Source organism: Calothrix sp. PCC 7507, from assembly GCF_000316575.1.
Classification (GTDB): domain Bacteria; phylum Cyanobacteriota; class Cyanobacteriia; order Cyanobacteriales; family Nostocaceae; genus Fortiea.
The window spans coordinates 1-19,763 of record NC_019682.1; the positions used below are offsets into that span (position 1 = coordinate 1).

The following is a 19,763-nucleotide window of genomic DNA, read 5'->3' on the forward strand; positions in this document are numbered from 1 at the left end:
TTTCGTATTGTGACGATTGGCAGCAAAGGTGGTAGATAATGGAAATCCCTATAGACAGTTTGTGGAATCAGGTACTGGAGCGCTTACAACTAGAATTATCTCGTCCCACCTTTGAAACCTGGATAAAAACTGCTAGTGCGGAGCGGTTAGAAAACAACTGCTTGGTAATATGTACTCCTAACCCTTTTGCGCGTAATTGGTTACAGAAGTATTACATCAATACTATTGCTAATGTAGTACAGGATATTCTCAGTCATCCTGTGGAAATTTATATTACTGTTGCCAAAGGTGATGAAGTTTCTCATCTTCACGAACGAGAAGAGTCTTGGGAATTATCATCGGCGAATCATCTTTCAGAAAATGCTGTCAAAGATAAACAAAAAACTAGTGATTTAAATTCAAAGTATGTCTTTTCACGATTTGTAGTTGGTGCTAACAATCGTATGGCGCACGCTGCATCTCTAGCGGTTGCGGAGTCTCCTGGAAGAGAGTTTAATCCTTTATTTCTATGTGGTGGTGTAGGTTTAGGTAAAACGCACCTCATGCAGGCTATTGGTCATTATCGTTGGGAAATTTGCCCAGATTCTAAAATATTTTATGTTTCAACTGAGCAGTTTACTAATGATCTAATTACAGCTATCCGTAAGGATAGTATGCAAAGTTTTCGCGAGCATTATCGAGCAGCAGATGTGTTGTTAGTTGATGATATTCAGTTTATTGAGGGTAAAGAGTATACACAAGAAGAATTTTTTCATACTTTTAATACTTTACATGAAGCTGGCAAACAGGTTGTTATAGCTTCTGATCGCCCTCCCAATCAGATTCCGCGCTTACAAGAACGCCTTTGTTCTCGGTTCTCTATGGGTTTAATAGCTGATATTCAAACCCCAGATTTAGAAACTAGAATGGCGATTTTACAGAAAAAAGCTGAATACGAAAATATCCGCCTTTCTCGTGATGTGATTGAGTATATCGCTTCTAACTATACTTCTAACATTCGTGAATTAGAAGGAGCTTTAATTCGGGCACTAGCTTATATTTCTATTTGGGGTTTACCTATGACTGTAGAAAGTATCACACCAGTTTTAGAGCCGCCAAACGAAAAAGTAGCAGCAACCCCAGAGGTGATTTTAAAGGTTATTGGTGATACTTTTGACGTTTCAATTGAAGACCTTAAAGGCAACTCTCGACGACGAGAGATTAGCTGGGCACGTCAAATAGGTATGTATCTAATGCGGCAACATACTGCTTTAAGTTTGCCGAGAATTGGTGAAGAATTCGGTGGTAAAGACCATACAACGGTGATCTACAGTTGTGACAAAATTACTCAACTTCAGGAGAGCGATCGCACTTTAGCACAAACTCTACGTCAACTAAGCGATCGCATCAACATGACTAGTCGCTCTCAAAAATAATTTTGGTTTTCCACAAGCAGCACAACTATATATTCATCTTCACACTCCCATATCCAATCGAAAATATTAAGTTGCGTATAAAAATTGATTAAGCTTCAACTCCTTTGTGGAAAAATTCCTATGAATCTGTGGAAAACTTGACAGTTTGTTAAATGAACATTAAATAAGTACAATTACTCTGTGGAAAAACTAGGGGGTTTTTCCACAAGTTTTCCACAGATTGTCATCAACTAAACCATATTTCAAATAAGCTAGTGGTGAGTTTTCCACAATTTCCACAGCGGTAGAGGTAGAAGTAGAGGCAGGAAGTAGGGGGAGATATAATTAATAACTCTTGACCTTTGACTCCTGCCTAATGCCTATTGCCTATTGCCCCATTCCCTAGTTAAAAAGAATGCTACGATATTCACTCATAAGCTGAATCTTGACTATGAAATTAGTTTGCGCGCAAAGTGACCTCAGTACAAACCTTTCCCTCGTCAGCCGTGCAGTACCATCACGACCGACACATCCGGTACTTGCTAATGTACTGCTACAGGCGGATGCTCAAACTAACCAAGTCAGCTTAACAGCATTCGATCTCAGTTTAGGTATCCGTACCAGCTTCACTGCAGAGGTATGGCAAGGGGGAGCGATCGCACTTCCTGCTAAATTACTTGTAGACATCACCTCCCGTCTCCCAGAAGGAGAAATCACCCTCGATGATGAATCAGCTCTCGAAGGCGAAACCTCTGGTGGAGAAGGTTTAATCGTCACCCTCACACCCAAGAGTGGACATTATCAAGTGCGCGCAATGGGAGCCGAAGAGTTTCCGGAGTTACCTGTAATTGAAAATGCAGAAGCACTCCAGCTAACAACAGCAGCCTTGATTGAAGGCTTAAGAGGTTCGCTATTTGCTACTAGTGGAGACGAAACTAAACAAGTGCTGACTGGAGTCCACTTAAAACTTACACAAGACACGCTGGAATTTGCCGCTACCGATGGACATCGTTTAGCAGTAGTGGAAACTAGTAATGAGCGTCCTCTAGGTGGTGGTGGTGAAATAGAAGTGACAGTACCAGCCAGAGCTTTACGTGAACTAGAGCGGATGCTAGTGCATAATTCCGCATCAGATCAACCAGTGGCCTTATCTTTTGATCAAGGTCAAGTTATATTTGAGTGGCAACATCAACGCTTAACTAGCCGCACCTTAGAAGGGCAATATCCCGCTTATCGACAACTCATCCCCCGTCAGTTTGAGCGACAGGTAACACTTGAACGGCGACAATTCTTAAGTACTTTAGAGCGTATAGCTGTACTTGCCGATCAGAAGAATAATATAGTAAAAGTCAGTATTGATAGCGAAGCTCAACAAATTACCTTATCTTGTGAAGCTCAAGAAATGGGCAGTGGTAGAGAATCAATGCCTGCTCAGGTATCTGGAGAAGATATAGAAATTGCTTTTAATGTTAAATATTTGATGGAAGGATTAAAAGCTTTGCCATCTTCAGAAATTCAAATGCACTTAAATCAAAATCTGACTCCGGTGATTTTTACACCATTAGGTGGGTTGAAGATGACCTATTTAGCTATGCCTGTACAACTGAGAAATTAGGGCGATTCTGGAGTCAGAATTCAGGAGCCGGAATATTGGAATAATGGCGAAATAATTTAATCAATGAATATGGTTACAGTTTCAAACCCATAAATTCTAACTCCCCACTCCTCACTCCTGACTTCCCACTTCCCACTCCTGACTCCCCACTCCCGACTCCCAACAAAGAAACAAAAAATCACTATTAAATGTCTGTTTGAGAAAGAGGGTTGAATGGGGTATCAATCGGCAAAGCAGCTGGAAGCTGGTATTATCCCCTAGACTACCTCGCTAAAACTAACTCCTAAGTTAATCAGGCATATAGGCGAAATATTATGCGAGTTTCTTCTGCTGCAATTTTTACATTAGCAACTTTAACTGCTAGTAATGTCACTCAGCAAGCAATGGCTGCACCTGCTACAAACCAGACTCCGGCAGAAAAGGCAGGGAACTTGGTAGTACCAGTGCTTGAAGACTTGTCAACACAGGTAGCACCAATTTCAGCACCAGAAACTGTAGTTGCTCAACAATTTTCTCAAAATCCTGTAGTCGCACCAAAGGTTGTTAACAAATCGTTAGCAATCATAGCATCAAAACCCAAGGCTAATTCCCCCGTCGTTCTTCTCCCTTCTTCTCCCCTACCCGTCGCTTCCCCAGCCCCTGTGATTAACAATGATTTAGTAGTTACAGCTACAGATGTACAGGTAGTAGGAGCTACTCAGGAATTGCAGCAGATTATTCGCCAGGTCATTAAAACCCAAACGGGTGGAGAAACTAGTCAAAGCCAATTGCAAAGAGATGTGACGGCGATTTTAGATACAGGTTTATTTACTACTGCTAACGTCAATAGCCGTAGCACTTCCAAGGGCTTGAATGTAGTGTATCAGGTGCAGCCAATAGTGGTGCGATCGCTACAGCTTTCCGGTGCTAAGGCACTCACCTATCAAGTAGTCCAAAAACAGTTCCAATCTCAAATCGGTACTACTATCAGTCCTGTAGCCCTCCAGGAAGCAGTAAAGCAACTCAACAAATGGTACGCCGACAATGGTTATAATCTAGCAAGGGTTTTATCGATTAAACCGAACCGTGAAGGCATCCTCACTTTAAATGTAGCTGAGGGCTTGGTGGGAGACATCAAGTTTCGCTTTGTCAACGATGAAGGTAAAACCGTTGATAGTAAAGGCAATCCAGTTACAGGTCGTACCAAAACAGATTTCTTACGGCAACAACTTAAGCTGAAATCTGGTCAACTCTTCCAAGAAAATGCGGTACGGCAAGACGTCCAGCAACTGTATAAACTCGGCTTATTTGAGTCCGTGAATGTTGCCTTGGAAGGGGACGCAACCAAAGTAGATTTAGTCTATGAACTCAAAGAAACTGGGGCCCGTGCAGTCAATGTGGGTGGAAGTTACAGCACTGATCAGGGACTGATTGGCACGTTAAACTATCAAGATCAGAATATTGGCGGCGTGAACGATAAATTGGGTGTGAATGTTGGGGTAGGGCTGCGTGACTTCCAGTTTGATACCAAATTTACTAGTCCCTATCGAGAAACTAACCCAGATCGTTTGGGTTATACGATCAATGCCTTTCGCCGTCGGGAATTGTCACAAACATTTGATGACAAAATTGAATTAGCTAACGGTGACAGGGCGCGGGAAGGTCGTATTGGTGGGAGTGTGAGCTTTCAAAGACCCATTGACGACTGGGATACATCCTTGGGATTTAATTATACCCGTATTAATATCAGCGATCGCCAAGGTAATATTACCCCAACTGATGCCAAAGGTAATCCCCTCACCGCCAGCGGAACTGGCACTGATGACTTAACCACCGTATCTTTCACCGCCTCCAAAGACCAACGAGATAATGTCTTGAATCCCACCAAAGGTTCCCTTCTGACTCTGAGTACAGAACAATCTGTGCCTCTGGGACAAGGTAATATTTCCATTAATCGCCTGAAAGCGAATTACAGCCAATATGTACCAGTCCAGTTATTTAGCAGCAAACAGCCACAAGTATTTGCCTTAAATGTGCAAGCTGGCACTGTTCTGGGTAATTTACCACCCTATGAAGCTTTTAATTTAGGTGGTTCTAACTCAGTACGCGGTTATGATTCGGGGAATGTCGGTACTGGTCGCAGTTATGTCTTAGCTTCCGCAGAATACCGCTTCCCCATTTTACCCATAGTTGGGGGTGTATTATTTGCTGATTATGGCTCAGATTTAGGTTCTGGCGACACTGTCTTAGGAAATCCAGCGGGGATGCGAAATAAACCAGGTAGTGGTTTTGGTTATGGCGCAGGAGTCCGCTTCGACTCACCCCTAGGCTTAATTCGGGCTGACTATGGCATTAATGACCAAGGAGAAAGCCGCGTGCATTTGGGTATAGGTCAACGGTTTTAGGGATTGCACTTCGACTGCGCTCAGTGACCAGGGATTGGGGCATTGTCTACGTTCTTTACCTAACCTATGTTTGATTCATCTAGCTCAAAGACTTGTTCATCTAGCTTATCCACTTCAGAACTTTAAATGCCCAATGCCCAATGACTTACCCATATCTTCAAGTTAGTCAAGGGGATGACAATGTATCATGAAAAAGACAAAACTGTGGCGATGATGGGGAAGTTTTCCTATTTAAGGAAAGCAAATTTCTTTGGAAATCCCTTAAGACTCAGGACGCAGTAGCGATCTGCTCACTCAGGACTAAGGAATCAGGACTCTCTATGTTAGCAGGTACAACTTTACAAGGTGGTAAATACACCCTCAACCAGGAAATAGGTCGGGGTGGCTTTGGCATTACATTCAAGGCTACTCATCACTACTTGGATCAGGAGGTGGTGATGAAAACCATCAACGAACGGCTGCGACAACATGCTGATTTTGCTAAGTTCGAGCGTCAATTCCAAGATGAAGCCAGACGATTAGCTACTTGTGTCCACCCTAATATTGTCCGGGTGAGTGACTTTTTTGTCGAAGCTGGGCTGCCTTACATGGTGATGGAATACATTCCTGGGGAAACTTTGGGAGATGCATTTGTGTTACCAGCGATACCTTTACCAGAAGCAACAGCAATTCATTACATCCGACAAATCGCCGCCGCATTGCAGGTAGTACACAATAATGGTTTGCTGCATCGGGATATTAAACCGGATAATATTATCCTCCGCCAAGGAACTCAGGAGGTGGTGCTAATTGATTTTGGCATTGCTAGGGAATTTAATAGTAGTGTCCGCCAGACTCACACGGGGATGGTTTCTGAAGGTTATTCCCCGATTGAACAATATTTGACACAAGCGCCGCGCACACCTGCAACCGATGTATACGGTTTGGCAGCTACTTTGTACGCACTATTAACAGCACAAGTTCCTTTACCTGCATTGTTACGCGATCGCGAAAAAATGCCATCCCCCCGTGAACTACAACCACATCTGAGTGCTGCTGTCAATCAAGCGGTGATGCGTGGTATGGCGGTGGAATCTCGCTTTCGTCCGCCAACGGTTGCAGAGTGGCTGAGGCTGTTACCGGGAACAGGGGTGAATGTAGCACCACAAGCAGTACCAACTCACACAGTCGCCACTATCGATTTATCTACCCAACAGCAAGAAAATCGGTTTGGGGGAACTACCAAAAATCGCATTCCGGTATCGTCAGCGATCGCCAAGGTGAGTGCATCGGCGCAGAAATTAGCATCATCAAAAGCATTTATTGGTAGTGGTGTAGCTGTGGTTGCAGCGATCGCCGGTTTTGGCATCACTAGTATACTCCCCAAATCTCCCAGCCAGTCACCTTCACAACCGCAGTTTGCCAATCCTACAGTCGAGCAAACACCTACTCTCAACCCTACACCCTCAGATTTAGGCAAAGAAACGACAACCGCAGCCCCATCTGATACTGCACCCGTTTCTACATCCTCACGACGCAAGCGCAATCGTCGTCCTGTCGCTGAAAATAGCGATAATAAAACTGAACAATTACCCCAAAATAATTCCGGAGAATCCCAACCTGAAGCTTCACCCAGTTCTTCCCCTTCACAGTCCTTAGTGGAAAAACTTAGGGCGGTTCGCTCATCTCGGAATCCTTCGCCCTCACCATCTTCTACAAAGGATGTGGACTCACCCCAACCTGTAAAGCCGCCAAATTCTGTGGTTATCCCCACACCAGCACCAGCGGAATCCAAAAAATTAGATCCTCCTGCAGTAGTGGTGCCAACTGATGACAATCAACCCCAAAAGGAAGAGAAATCCGAGGAAAAGCCGCAAAATTGATTATTTAGTTAGAAAGACGCGATCAATCGCCGTCTCTACTCTTAATTTCTCCATCAGTTACGGAGGTTTTCAAATCAGTAGGAGTGGGGTTTCCCCTATTGGTGTCAAATTGAGCTACAACGCTTACCCGACATACATTTTACCCCACCCCCAACCCCTCACGCCACTTTGCTCAAGTCGGGAAACCCGCCCACACAAGTGGCTCCCCTTGCTAAGGCTACGGTGTACACACAAGTCGGAAAATCTCACCTGCATTCGTTTTCGTTCGGTAGGGTGCGTTATGGACTAAAGTCCTAACGCACCGCAAATCTCGGATGGTGCGTTAGCCTCCGGCATAACACAACGCCAGTTCCCTCAAGTCGGGAAACCCGCCCACGTGACTGGCTCCCCTACTTTTAAAGGTTTTGGGGTGATTCAATCACTTGTGTGTACACGGTAGCCTTGCTAAGGGGAGGGGTGACGCGAAGAGTGATGGTAAGTGAGTTAATTAAAAATCCACGTTTTGACAAGGGTTTTGCGTTAAGTTGACACCAATGGGTTTCCCCGCCCTTCTCCCAATCCGCACACATGATAGAGGAATAAGATTATTTTTTCCTTTTAGATTTAAAAATAGTATTTTGTACTACACTAAAAAACATCAAACCATAACAGCTAAAAATAGTGATGGTGACAGTAGTAAATATAGGTATATTAAATTCTTTAATCAAAGCCTTAATTAAAATTACTGCTGCAATGCTGAAAATCAAACTACCTATAAATGCTAATAATTTTTTGTACAAAATATCTCCCTACTTATTTGCTATCAGACCTAACGTATTAATAGATTATTTATTTGCTAAAATACTGTAAAAAGTGTTACTAATAAACCTAATAATAAGGGGATTAGCCTGCTCTCTTTTAGTAATCTTTGAAAATTAAATGTATTGCTATTGAACCTTAACTGTGTAAAATCTAAATACATGAAAAATCAAGACAATTCTGCATACGAAAAAAAAACCGATGATTTTTTGGATGTAGTGTCTATCAAAGAAGATTGGGGTGGAGACGGTAGAGGGCGGATGAATTTATCAGGAAGGCAGACAGCCATTTCCCAAGATTATTTACCTCGCCAATACCAATTTTTCGACACAAATGCTGTACCAGAAGAACATGGCTGGCGAGTGAGTGGAATGCCAGAGAATGTCGCAGTTGGCAGTCGTCGATTGTTAACATGGCACGAATTTGGTGCATCAACTTCAAAAGTATCGCTACCACCGAATTTTGAGGCCCCATCTGGCATATTTAATGCAGACTTAGAGATTTTTGTGCTTCGGGGTGCAATTCAAGTGGGTGAGTGGCAACTAAGCAAGCATGGATACTCCTTTATCCCTGCAGGTGTGAAAGTTGGCCCTTGGAAAGTACTGGGTAGTGAGGAAGCAGAAATTCTCTGGATGGAAAATGGTTCAGTCCCATTGCAATATAAAAATGCACAAACTAATCATCCAGATGCTAGGTTGCACGACTTCATTCCAGTATTAGATAGCAAATTGCTCCCGTGGGGTAAGACAGATACAACTCAATTTATCCAAGCAAATAAGAAGTGGCTGAGGAAAGATAGTAGCGGCAGAGGAACATGGTTGCTGGTTATTTTTCCGCATTATGATGGCAGATATCCCATGATTCAATCATATAATGAAGAGTCTTATGCTTTATCTGGATACTGTGACGTAGGAAATTACCATTTCGCAAAAGACCACTTTGGGTATGTTCCCAGCTTTACGACTGTTCCTAGACACACAACAGATGATGGTTGTTTATTCTTTGTTCGAGTTGATAGAGATCTGTCACAACCTGGAACAGTTTTGTCCTATTCAGGTGGTTAGGAGTTATCTGTCAGGTACAATAAACTCTTGATTAGGTTTTCAATCATCAATATGAAATGAACTCTGGTAACTATAAAAAACTGGTTGCAAAACGGCTAGCCCAAAATTTTAAATCAGCTATTGAGATTGTAGAACTACCTCTAACTGAACTAGGTAGTAATCAAATTGTGATTAAAAACAAATTTGCGGGAATTAATGGTGGTTTTGACACCTTACTTTGCCAAGGTGAAATTCCCTATGTTAATTTAACTCCCCCTTTTGATTTGGGTGTCGAAGCCGTGGGAGAAGTTGTGGCGATCGCAGATAATGTAAGAGACTTCCAAGTTGGTGATGCTGTGGTAACTACTCACCGTGGTAGTGGTTATCGGGAATTTCAGGTTGTGGATGCAAACTTAGCCATCAAAGTCAGAGCAGCGACACCAGAGGTATTAACCCTGATGCCTACAGGTGTATCAGCCTTGGTAGCATTAGAGCAAGCCGGGGAAATGAAAAGTAATGAAGTTGTTTTGGTGACAGCAGCAGCGGGTGGAACAGGACACATCGCCGTACAACTGGCGAAGCTAGCAGGTAATCATGTAATTGGCACTTGTAGTTCCGAAACTAAAGCCGAGTTATTGAGACAATTAGGATGCGATCGCATTATCAACTATCGCACAGAAAATCTCCATCAAGTCCTGCAGCAAGAATACCCCCAAGGCATTAATTTGATTTTTGACTGTGTAGGCAAAGCAGTATTTGATACTTGTTTAGAAAACTTAGCAGTTAGAGGACGTTTGATTGTAGTCGGTTTTATCTCTGAATATGCTAAAGTGCCAGAACAAATTACACAACCTCGAATATATCACCAGCTATTTTGGCGAGCTGCTACTATTCGAGGCTTCCTCATGCCACATTATCAAGAATATATTCCAGAAGCACGCGATCGCTTAGTTCACCTCTTCTACACTGGTAAACTCAAAGTTGCTGTTGATTCCACCCCATTTCTAGGTTTAGAATCTATTCCGGCAGCAGTCGAATATCTACTCAGTGGTCAGAATTGTGGCAAAGTAGTAGTCAAGTTTTAATGAAGTAGATCGACAGAAACCTCAAATTAAATCAGGCATAAGTCAGTACAAGTAACTGATAACTGATAACTGATAACTGATAACTGATATATGTCACAAACATCAGAACATACTTTAAAAATCGCTCACCAAGCATTTGAGCAGTTTACTCATGGACTAGCAACAGGAGAATGGCAAGGCTTTCTTGACATGCTTACAGAAGATTTTACCTTTTGGTTTCCTATGGGTAAATTCCACGGCTTGAATGAGGGAAAAGACCGAGCTAACGAGTTTTTTCAATATGTTTCTGCATCCTTCAAAGGCGGACTTTCCCTAACATTAGACCGTTTCACTAGCAATGAGACAACAGTTGTTTTTGAGTTTCGCGATCAAGGAATTTTATTAGAACAACCTTATAAAAATCGAGTAGCCGTTTCTTTTGATGTGCGTGGAGACAAAATTTGTAGCTATCGAGAATACTTTGGTAGCGATGGTAAATCTTATTAAGGGACTGGGGATTGGGGATTGGAGCAGGGAGCAGGGAGCAGGGGGAATAACTGTTGACTGTTGACTGTTGACTCTTAACTCTTGACCCTTGACTCCTTGCCCTGAGCGTAGCCGAAGGGTTGACCCTTGACCCCCTATTCCCTTCTACTTTAATTATTGTTATTAATTTCTTTGCATTTAATCTCTGCGGCTTGATACGCTGCTAAATAATCTTTACCACCCAACATCACATCGCCATAATATTCATAAGGTGATTCACCATAAATTGGTAATGGGTCATCTTCTGGATAATCTTCTTGAGATTCTTCGATAACTGCTTTCAGTTGCTTAATGGTTAGACGTTGTGCTGCAAAATACCAGAGTTCTTGGGGATTTTTTTGTAAGTGCGGTAAGTTGGGATCAATAATCGAGTCACCTAGCTCAATCCAACTGTGTTCAACGGGTTGGTATGGCTTCCCTACAAAAACTAAAAATCCCTGGACATACACCGCTCCTTCTGTGGCTAGTGCTGCTCTGTAAGTATTATCAAAAGGTTTACTAGCTTTGCTGTTGATGCGTTGCGAAATCTCAACCGAAAGCGCTTCATCCAATGGTTTATTCATCGATATTCAGGAGTCAAGCAGCTACTCCAATATGGTATCACTTACAAGGGAAAGCATTTTTCATGAGATAAGGTATTGTTCAGGCGATCGCCTTCGGCTGAAGCTTCTCCACGAGACGCTGACCGCTCTTATAGCCGCAGTATCCACAATCATCTGGTTTAAAATACTAGGAGGTGCTAATGCAGGACAGTTGAAATGACTTCCCAAACACTGAATATAACTGAGACATTAATTGCTAAACTGCAATCCCTACCACCAGAGCAACAACAGACGCTCCTAGATTTTGCAGAATTTTTAGCCCAGAAACATGCTCAACCCCAACCCGTGCAACAACGGGTGCTTGGTTTGAACCAGGGAGAGATTTGGATGAGTGAGGACTTCAATGATCCTTTACCAGATGAATTTTGGACTGGTGAGCAGTGAATATATTGTTAGATACCCACGTATTTATCTGGTCTACAGGAAATCCAGAAAGATTATCTCAGAGGGTGACAGATTTATTGACTGATACTAGCAATACATGGATGCTGAGTATAGCTAGTATTTGGGAAATACAAATAAAACTTCAACTGGGTAAGCTCAATCTAAATTCAAATCTCCCTGCGTTGATAGACAATCAGCAGCGTGTGAATAATCTACAACTTTTACCTATTGAGCTAGCTCATATTTACGCTTTAAATAATTTACCTAACTATCATCGTGACCCTTTTGACAGACTGTTAATAGCTCAAGCTACTGTGGAACAAATCCCTATTATCAGCATTGATGCGGTTTTTGATAATTATCCAATTCAGCGGCTGTGGTAGAGAGATTTTTCAGGCGATCGCCAAAGGCTGAAGCTTCTCTATGAGACGCTGTTCGCGATTACTGATCGCTCTTTTCCACAAACCTACAATGCTCCAATCGACTGATAACTGTTAACTGAATAAGGAGATCGCTATTTTCTAGATAGATAAATCAAGATTTTTTGGATTTTTTCCTTGCTTTATCTCGCACTTGTTGATTTAATAAATACCCAAAGCCGACGGACTCTAAACGAGAAACAAATTCTTCGCGGGTATTACCCAGTGCTTTAGCAGTAGCGTCAATATTCCAGTTATATAAGTCTAGCTGACTGAGTAAATAAACTCGGCGAGTTTGGGCGGCTGATAAGCGGTAAGTTTTGAGATATTCTAGTTCGCCATCTTCTCGAATTATCACTTCTCCAATGTGGTTTTCATCTTTGGGATTGAGGTTAGTGATAAACCGTTGCAGCATAAACGGCCCAGCAGTGTAAACTATTTGCGATCGCAGTGAACGCTGTAATAATCCCTCAGCCATAAACCCTTGAAAAGATGCCCAATCCGATCGCATTTGCGCGATCGCACCCCTCAAATCTGCCAAACTATGAATCTTGGCATCATCTACAGATAAAGACATAGGGGAAGTCGCATCACAAAACAAGCTATTCTGGTAAATTAACTCACCATAAAAGTCTTCTAGCAAACTGGTATGCAAAACTCGGTAGTCTTCTGGAGTCGGAACCACAAAAGCAGAGGCTAAAGTTTCCGCCACAAATACCAAAACTCCCACCTGTTGTTGATGAATCTCAAACACCCGCAAAGCATCTTCCAACCCCGCAATATAACGTCCACTTATAGAGAGTTCGTAGCGTGAACCCAACCCGTGAGCCAGCGCATACTTAGAATACTCACTCCAAGCAATATCAGGGCCAGAAAAAAACAAGGATAAAAATCCTTCCATCGCCAAATGCAGAGGTAAAAATCTCAGTTGGTTAGCTGATTCTCGCTTCGCCATGCGATGCATCAACCGCACACTCGCACATCCGCAATCCAACCGCTTACCGTCAGCCTTCATCATCTGTCCACCAAAGGCTGCAACCGGGCTACCATCATCACTCCAAGACATCACCAAGCCATGAGGTACATAAGAAAAGTATTTCATCCCTGGTTCCGTCATCTTACCTTCTAAAGAGACAGCAGTAATATCTTCATTGTAAGAACGGCGAAATAAACGCAAGTCTCCCCGCACCTTTCGCCGCAGCAATGGCACAATCCGCACTGAACCACGTACTTGAGAAGGTGCAATTTCTAATCCTTTTAAAGATATATCTGTTAATAGTTTGTTTTTGGATGCCATGTTTTTCAGTGAACAGTTATCAGTTAACAGTTATCAGTGAATAGGGAATTTGTAGGCTTAAAGGTTAGAGGATGTTTGAAAAGTTTTGGGCGAATATAATTCGCTACTACACAAGCAAAGTCGCCTGGTGCGGACTAACACAAAATCAAGGTTTTTAACCCACGTAGGTGGGTTTTGTCTGTGTAGCCGCGATTTCTAATCGCTGGGGGTAGTATTAATTTAGACTTTTCAAACACCCTCTTAGAGTTCCAAGTGAGAAGTTTTGTGTTCCGAACGAGAAGTTTCGTGTTCTGAACGAGAAGTTTCGTGTTTCAAGTGAGAAGCTTCGTGTTCTGAACGAGAAGTTTCGTGTTCCAAGTGAGAAGTTTCGTGTTCCAAGTGAGAAGTTTCGTGTTCCGAACGAGAAGCTTCGTGTTCCAAGTGAGAAGTTTCGTGTTCCGAACGAGAAGTTTCGTGTTCTGAGCCTGAAGTCAATAGTGGCATAGCAAAACCTTACACCAATCATCTTTCAAGCCCATGCCCTATTTCCCATTCCCCAACATTTCCTTAACTCGTTCCGCCAAATATGATTCCAATTCCGACAAAGGCGCAGAACCGTCGGCAAATCGAGCAAAACCCAGCATGGTTGGTAAATCTTCTGCGTCTCTCAACCCCACCGTTGGGATAGTTGGGCTGAGGTTACGCAAAGAAAAATCTTCAGAATTAAACACAGGGTTGCAGTGGATGATGGAAGTACGCCGCCCAGTGTCTAATTTAGTGCGGAATACCCGCAGTACTTCCGCAGCGCCGTTAGGCGGAGAGTTTTCGCAACCGTCGGAAACAATCACTACCAACTCCGCCCCAGAACCCAAGGCTGCTAACAGTGGTGTGGCTAAGTCAGTTTGTCCACGGGGACGGACTTGTAAGGTATCTTCTACGGGTACTGTCCAAAAAGCTCGATATTCTTTCGCAGCAGCTTGGAGTAAATAATGACTAGCCAGCGCTACACCCAAAGGACGACGGCGTTTTTCACTAGATCCAAAACTGGAGTAGCTGCAATCCAAGACAGCTGCAACTCGTCCTAGTTTTAAAGGTGCTTTTATCAACACTGATCGCGCCGATCGCTCTAAAGCTTGATGGAAAATATCCCACTGCTGTTGTCGAGTCTCCCACGGCAAGGAAAGTATATATAAAGCTAATTTAGTCAAGGGCAAACGTCCAAAATCTAAGTCAATTTCTACTTTCTCAGTACGTTCTGCAGCACCTTGGAAACGCAATTTTTCCCCCACAGTCATTTGTTGTTGAATCCCCGACAAAAAAACATGACGAGGAATTTTGTGTTTGACTGCTAATCCTTCTGCAACCGTGAAAGGCAGATGATAAACAGCTTCAGCGCTATAGTGTGCTTGACGAAACTGCTCAAATAATTTGGTTTCATACACCTTTTGTTTCCAGTTGCGGAAGAGAAAAGTACCTAATTCCCCCTGGAGTTTGAGGTGTGCGTGAGCTGCGATCGCTCTCACTTTCGGGCGATACTTCACCGCATCAAAACTCACATCCCGGCGCATACTCAGATAATCACGAGCGATCGCCCGACTGCGACGGTTATTAATATGGCGTTGACGTAACTGTTGCAACACACCCCAAGCTCGTTGTGGAGGTAAAGCGTTGAGTGCATGAGCAATCAGCGCCCCTTCTTCTTCCCGGTGTTCTTTAGCGACATCTCGTCCCGTCGCCAACAACTTCAGGATAATCTCCACTTGATTAAAATGATTGATACCCACCGCCAAACAACGGGCATATAACAGACGGTAATTACCCAAAATATAGTCGTGTAAAAAGTCAATTGATACCCGCTGCCCATAAGCATCATCATAAAACTCACGTTGTCCAGTGCAAGCCAGACAAGCATTGATAAACATCACCAAATCTTCCCGCGCCACCTGTTCAACACGGTTAATAGAGTTAGTATTCATAATCAATTGGTAGGGACGGGGAAACCCCGCCCTCTGAAAATATTAAATGTTTTAAATTTTAAATTCCCTGGAGGGGTTGCTGTTCGGGGAAAGGCGGCACGACTGACTAGGACAGGTTTACAATCTGGGTTCGGAAGTCGTACCAGAGTCCCGCGAACAGCAAGACTGAATCAGTGTACAGTTGTAGAGATTCGATTAATCACATCTCTACAGTAAAGTACCTGGATATGGTGGGCAGTGCCCACCCTACAAATACTTAGATTTTTTCAACAATTAAACCAGGTTGCTATATTAAATATTTTAAATTTTGCATTCCCCAGAGGGGTTGCTGTTCGGGGAAAGGACAGCACGACTATGTTGGACAACTTAACAGGTTGGAACGGAAGTCGTACCAGAGTCCCGCGAACAGCAAAACTGATTTAAACATGACAAAATTGTTCACTTTGTGCAATTTTCTCAAGTAATAACTCAGCAGCTTTGCTCAAGGAAGTCACGAAAACACCAACTTCACTATTAGCATCAGATGTTAACCAAATACCCTTGAGAATAACTTCCACCCACGAGGCATCACAAGGGCAAAGTTCAATCATATTGGCTGGAGCTAGCTTTTCTAAATCAGCTAGATCCGACAATTGAGCAGGTATCACAAAAGCAGCCGTGCTAGGTTTCATATAAATTTGTGTAGCAGCACTCAAAGCCAAGACTACTCTTTTATTCACCCAATTTTCCCAAGGTTCATTGATCAGCTCTAGGTTAAAGCTATTCTCGGCGTAGGTAAGTTTTAGCATAATGGCTAATTAACATCCTGTTTTTAGTTGTCGGCTGCGGTTCGCTTATGTATACATTCAACTTGGCAGTTGTATGCTTCGGTTTATTTATCTGTGAATTCAGCGTTGTTTATCTATAAATTTAGAATATCTTGCGGAATTTCCCCCAAGCCACCAGGGTATTCAGCATTGGGAAAGGCTTGTACAATCAGGTTCAGACACCTGGGGGAAGTTGGTAAACTTGGGGGATTCCCCGAACTTTGTGGATAGCGATGGCAAGAACGAGTTATGGCCCAGAAGTAAAAAGGCGATCGCGTCGCTTATTAGGAGCGTTGTTAGTTTATGCTAACGATGAAACAGACTGTCGGGATGAATCAGTCTTAGCCAGCTTGCGCCCCCAAATCCTCACTCGTTGGCAATCAGAACATCGTTTGGTTGTCAGGACAAAAGTCAGATTCTTGGAGGCTTTGACAGGTTTAGCCTCAGATGAAAGTCAATTAAACGCCCAACAAATCAAAGAAGCCTTACAAAGATTTTCCGATTTCTTAGAAATTCTCGAAGATAATCGTCCCTCTCGTAGCGGTTCCGAAACTTGGCACTTCACCCTCAAACTGTGGCACAAACGCCAAAACATCGCAGCCAACTTGCAACAATTTGACATTGAATGGGAACACCGCCGCCCCGAAAAGTCAAAACAAGTCACTGGAGACACCAAAAAAGAGGTAGGGGAGCAGCCCTTCGACTTCGCTCAGGACAAGGGTGCAGGGAGCAAGGGAGAGGATTTACAGGTTTTGCCTAATAATGGCAAGCGCGATCGCTTATCCTCCCATCATCTTCCCAATTGGCAGCAACTTTGCCGCAGCAATTTAGAAACGCAAAATCACAGACGACTCACCACCAATCCCCTCACCAGCGCCGATGGTGTCACTTTTGAACTAGATCAGGTTTATATCCCCTTGGGATTAGTGGAACGCAAACAACGTCTACGTCATCGGGGTGATGTGACTCCTCAAGAGGGTTCACGATTATACGAACCAGAAGACGCTGAATTTACTCCAACTTTTGACCATAATCAATTTATCCAACATTGCGCCCAGCAAAAAACCAGCCAGCGCATCGCCATTATCGGAGAACCAGGGGCAGGAAAAACTACTTTGCTCCAGAAAGTTGCCGCATGGATATTAGATAACACTGAAGACTTGCCCATTTGGGTGTCTCTAGCAGACTTACAAGGTAAAACTTTAGAGCAATACCTCATTCAAGATTGGCTACCCTCCGCTACCCGTAAGCTGCGCGTTCCTCCAGAAATAGAAGAAGCATTTTGCGAACAGTTCAATCAAGGAAGGGTTTGGTTACTTTTGGATGCTGTTGATGAAATGGCTATTGAATCCAGCCACGCCCTAGCCAAAATTGCCAGCTTTTTAAAAGGTTGGGTAGCAGATTCCACCATCATCCTCACTTGTCGGCTCAACGTTTGGGATGGAGGTAAAAATGCACTAGAGTCTTTTAATGTCTATCGCAACCTGAATTTTACTTACAGTCATGAACTCTCTCCCCATTCCAACAAAGTAGAACAGTTCATTCAACGGTGGTTTCAAGACAATCCCACCTGTGGAGACAGTCTGCGGACAGAATTAAATCAACCAGAACGACGACGGCTGAAAGATGCAGTCAAAAACCCCCTACGCTTGGCGCTGTTGTGTCGTATTTGGGGATTAGGACAAGGAGGATTACCCAACACCAAAGCGATGCTGTATGAGCAGTTTGTGCAGTCAATTTATGAGTGGAAACACGATCGCTTTCCGACAACTCCAGCCCAACGACAGCGGTTAAATCATGGGCTAGGAGAATTAGCACTGTTGGCTATAGCCCAAGAAAAAACCAAGTTTCGTCTGCGACATCGCTTTATCTGTGAGGTTTTAGGCACTGCTGATGATGGTTTATTTTCATTGGCATTACAGTTAGGTTGGCTCAATCAGGTGGGTATATCAGAAACTCAAGGGGAAAAAGTTTATGCCTTTTACCATCCCACTTTTCAAGAATACTTTGCTGCTCAAGCTGTCACTGATTGGCGTTTCTTTTTAAATCACACATTAGGAAGCAGGGACTGGGGACTGGGGACTAGGGACTGGGGACTAGGAAGTAGTGGAAAATTTCCTGATTACCCAATCCCCAATCCCTGGGCACTGAGCGAAGTCGAAGTGCAATCCCCAATCCCCAGTTACCGCATTTTCGAGTCACAATGGCGGGAGGTAATTCTGCTGTGGTTAGGTAGAGAGGATATCCCACGGGCAGATAAAGAGGAATTTATGCAAGCATTAATTGAGTTTTCTGATGGCTGCGGGGGATGCTATCACTATCAAGCCTATTTTCTGGCAGCCCAAGGAATTGCTGAGTTTGCAGATTGCCTCAAAGCTGATGATATTGTTCAGCAATTGATTAAGTGGCGTTTTGGCTATTTCCATGAGAAAAAACAAAAGTGGTGGAGATATCCGCCGCCAATTATTGAGGGGGCGCGGGTAGCTTTATTAAAGACCGATCGCCCAAAAGCGATCGCTGCTTTAGAGCAGTTTATCCAGTCCAACCGGAACGTATTCGATAGCTGGAATGCCGCTTATAGCTTGGGTAAAGTCTTTGATCCAGGTAATAAAATTGCGATCGCTGCTTTAGAAACACTCGCTGCCACAGTCCGCCATGAAACAATTCGTTGGCAAGCGGCGTATAATCTAGGAAGGGTAGACCCTGGCAACCAAACAGCCATTACAGCCCTAGTGGAAATTATTGCTACCACCAAAAATGAATCAACCCGTCGCAAAGCCGCTTACAGTTTAGGGAAACTTGATTTTGAGAATGCGATTGCCATTTCCACATTAGAGCAAATCGCCGCATCTGCCACAGATATATCCCAGCGACGACAAGCCACAGAAAACCTCAAAGCACTTCGTTCACCTGAACCCTTAGACTTGAGCAAACCCTCCCCATCTTCCCCTCTTCCTTCCTCCTCCCCTGCCCGCCTTTCCTCTTTAGTTCGCGGCATCACATCCTGTGAAGATGAAGATACCCGCAGACGCAAAGCCTACAAATTGGCACAGCTTGATCCAGGGAATCAAATGGCATTTAACACCTTATTGCAACTCCTCAAGTCAAGCAATAGTGAATCAGTTCGCAAGCGTACAGCAGATAATTTAAAAGAAATACTCCTCGATGCACAAATGCCAGTAGTTATTGCATCATTAAAAAATTACTTTGATGATGGAATCTGCGAACATGAATTAGAACAATTCCGCGAGTGTTATAAACTTATTTGGCACTGTGCAGGAACTATGAAATATGAAGAATTTTATCAAATTTGGCACTATTCATCATCATAGAAATATTGTAGTCTCAAAGCCAGGACTAAAGCCTATTTTACTTTGAATTCTAGCTCCTAAATTCTGATATATAGCGTTTCCCGACAAGCGGGAGGTACATCCGTAGTAGCACGGCACTGCCCATCTGTGTCAACTTAAGTGAAAGCCTTGAAAACTACTCACTTACCATGACTATCCTCGTCACCCCACCCTAACCCTCCCCTTATCGAATATTTGCAAGCAAAAGCCCTCACTGATGATGAGAGGGCTTAATCATAAGCTA

The 19,763-nt window shown here is 43.4% G+C and carries 15 protein-coding genes; 10 read left to right on the forward strand and 5 right to left on the reverse strand.

All coding sequences use genetic code 11. From position 1 onward, the window contains the following. Window positions 1–38 precede the first annotated feature (38 nt). The 7 genes from dnaA to CAL7507_RS00040 all read left to right on the forward strand — a co-directional run bounded on the left by dnaA (window position 39) and on the right by CAL7507_RS00040 (window position 10,667). Window positions 39–1,415, forward strand: coding sequence for a chromosomal replication initiator protein DnaA (gene dnaA / locus CAL7507_RS00005; protein ID WP_015126343.1), 1,377 nt, complete (start codon window positions 39–41; stop codon window positions 1,413–1,415). A gap of 430 nt (window positions 1,416–1,845) precedes the next feature. Then, window positions 1,846–3,009 carry a DNA polymerase III subunit beta gene (gene dnaN, locus CAL7507_RS00010; RefSeq protein ID WP_015126344.1) on the forward strand — a complete coding sequence of 388 codons (1,164 nt, stop codon included), beginning with the start codon at window positions 1,846–1,848 and terminating at the stop codon, window positions 3,007–3,009. Window positions 3,010–3,323: 314 nt separating this feature from the next. Next, window positions 3,324–5,393 (forward strand): outer membrane protein assembly factor, encoded by a 2,070-nt coding sequence (locus CAL7507_RS00015; RefSeq protein WP_015126345.1) that lies wholly within the window; start codon window positions 3,324–3,326, stop codon window positions 5,391–5,393. Window positions 5,394–5,713: 320 nt separating this feature from the next. Further along, window positions 5,714–7,255 (forward strand): protein kinase, encoded by a 1,542-nt coding sequence (locus tag CAL7507_RS00020; protein ID WP_015126346.1) that lies wholly within the window; start codon window positions 5,714–5,716, stop codon window positions 7,253–7,255. 959 nt (window positions 7,256–8,214) lie between these two features. Continuing rightward, a complete protein-coding gene (locus CAL7507_RS00030) occupies window positions 8,215–9,117 on the forward strand; it encodes a DUF4437 domain-containing protein (RefSeq protein WP_015126348.1) in 903 nt (300 codons plus the stop codon). 56 nt (window positions 9,118–9,173) lie between these two features. Next, window positions 9,174–10,181, forward strand: coding sequence for a zinc-binding dehydrogenase (locus CAL7507_RS00035; RefSeq protein ID WP_015126349.1), 1,008 nt, complete (start codon window positions 9,174–9,176; stop codon window positions 10,179–10,181). Window positions 10,182–10,271: 90 nt separating this feature from the next. After that, on the forward strand, window positions 10,272–10,667 hold the full coding sequence (locus tag CAL7507_RS00040; protein WP_015126350.1) for a nuclear transport factor 2 family protein: 396 nt from the start codon (window positions 10,272–10,274) through the stop codon (window positions 10,665–10,667). 149 nt (window positions 10,668–10,816) lie between these two features. Here the strand turns inward: CAL7507_RS00040 and CAL7507_RS00045 are convergent, their stop codons facing one another. Continuing rightward, window positions 10,817–11,269, reverse strand: a complete 453-nt coding sequence (locus CAL7507_RS00045; protein WP_015126351.1) for a hypothetical protein — start codon at window positions 11,267–11,269, stop codon at window positions 10,817–10,819. A gap of 195 nt (window positions 11,270–11,464) precedes the next feature. Between CAL7507_RS00045 and CAL7507_RS00050 the strand changes: the two genes are divergently transcribed. Together CAL7507_RS00050 and CAL7507_RS00055 are read left to right on the forward strand one after the other, a co-directional pair. After that, window positions 11,465–11,692, forward strand: a complete 228-nt coding sequence (locus tag CAL7507_RS00050; RefSeq protein WP_015126352.1) for a DUF2281 domain-containing protein — start codon at window positions 11,465–11,467, stop codon at window positions 11,690–11,692. Beyond that, window positions 11,689–12,075 carry a type II toxin-antitoxin system VapC family toxin gene (locus CAL7507_RS00055; RefSeq protein ID WP_015126353.1) on the forward strand — a complete coding sequence of 129 codons (387 nt, stop codon included), beginning with the start codon at window positions 11,689–11,691 and terminating at the stop codon, window positions 12,073–12,075. Before CAL7507_RS00050 ends, CAL7507_RS00055 begins: the two co-directional genes overlap by 4 nt. 151 nt (window positions 12,076–12,226) lie before the next feature. On the opposite strand, the gene CAL7507_RS00060 is transcribed toward CAL7507_RS00055, so the two are convergent. The 4 genes from CAL7507_RS00060 to CAL7507_RS00075 form a co-directional block, all read right to left on the reverse strand. Further along, a complete protein-coding gene (locus CAL7507_RS00060; protein ID WP_015126354.1) occupies window positions 12,227–13,408 on the reverse strand; it encodes a hypothetical protein in 1,182 nt (393 codons plus the stop codon). Window positions 13,409–13,648: 240 nt separating this feature from the next. After that, complete coding sequence (locus CAL7507_RS00065) at window positions 13,649–13,891, reverse strand: hypothetical protein (protein ID WP_052331529.1); 243 nt, start codon at window positions 13,889–13,891, stop codon at window positions 13,649–13,651. 38 nt (window positions 13,892–13,929) lie between these two features. Continuing rightward, on the reverse strand, window positions 13,930–15,363 hold the full coding sequence (locus CAL7507_RS00070; protein WP_015126355.1) for a hypothetical protein: 1,434 nt from the start codon (window positions 15,361–15,363) through the stop codon (window positions 13,930–13,932). 419 nt (window positions 15,364–15,782) lie between these two features. Further along, window positions 15,783–16,151, reverse strand: a complete 369-nt coding sequence (locus CAL7507_RS00075; protein WP_015126356.1) for an alr0857 family protein — start codon at window positions 16,149–16,151, stop codon at window positions 15,783–15,785. A gap of 251 nt (window positions 16,152–16,402) precedes the next feature. On the opposite strand from CAL7507_RS00075, the gene CAL7507_RS00080 reads away from it, so the two are divergent. Then, window positions 16,403–19,501 carry a HEAT repeat domain-containing protein gene (locus tag CAL7507_RS00080; RefSeq protein WP_015126357.1) on the forward strand — a complete coding sequence of 1,033 codons (3,099 nt, stop codon included), beginning with the start codon at window positions 16,403–16,405 and terminating at the stop codon, window positions 19,499–19,501. Window positions 19,502–19,763 lie beyond the last annotated feature (262 nt).

Coding starts and splice junctions, on each gene's coding strand:
- CAL7507_RS00050 (WP_015126352.1), top strand. CDS start 11,465: ATGACTTCCCAAACACTGAATATAACTGAGACATTAATTGCTAAACTG.
- CAL7507_RS00080 (WP_015126357.1), top strand. CDS start 16,403: ATGGCAAGAACGAGTTATGGCCCAGAAGTAAAAAGGCGATCGCGTCGC.
- CAL7507_RS00045 (WP_015126351.1), bottom strand. CDS start 11,269: ATGAATAAACCATTGGATGAAGCGCTTTCGGTTGAGATTTCGCAACGC.
- CAL7507_RS00065 (WP_052331529.1), bottom strand. CDS start 13,891: ATGCCACTATTGACTTCAGGCTCAGAACACGAAACTTCTCGTTCGGAA.
- dnaN (WP_015126344.1), top strand. CDS start 1,846: ATGAAATTAGTTTGCGCGCAAAGTGACCTCAGTACAAACCTTTCCCTC.
- CAL7507_RS00030 (WP_015126348.1), top strand. CDS start 8,215: ATGAAAAATCAAGACAATTCTGCATACGAAAAAAAAACCGATGATTTT.
- CAL7507_RS00060 (WP_015126354.1), bottom strand. CDS start 13,408: ATGGCATCCAAAAACAAACTATTAACAGATATATCTTTAAAAGGATTA.
- CAL7507_RS00040 (WP_015126350.1), top strand. CDS start 10,272: ATGTCACAAACATCAGAACATACTTTAAAAATCGCTCACCAAGCATTT.
- dnaA (WP_015126343.1), top strand. CDS start 39: ATGGAAATCCCTATAGACAGTTTGTGGAATCAGGTACTGGAGCGCTTA.
- CAL7507_RS00015 (WP_015126345.1), top strand. CDS start 3,324: ATGCGAGTTTCTTCTGCTGCAATTTTTACATTAGCAACTTTAACTGCT.
- CAL7507_RS00075 (WP_015126356.1), bottom strand. CDS start 16,151: ATGCTAAAACTTACCTACGCCGAGAATAGCTTTAACCTAGAGCTGATC.
- CAL7507_RS00020 (WP_015126346.1), top strand. CDS start 5,714: ATGTTAGCAGGTACAACTTTACAAGGTGGTAAATACACCCTCAACCAG.
- CAL7507_RS00035 (WP_015126349.1), top strand. CDS start 9,174: ATGAACTCTGGTAACTATAAAAAACTGGTTGCAAAACGGCTAGCCCAA.
- CAL7507_RS00070 (WP_015126355.1), bottom strand. CDS start 15,363: ATGAATACTAACTCTATTAACCGTGTTGAACAGGTGGCGCGGGAAGAT.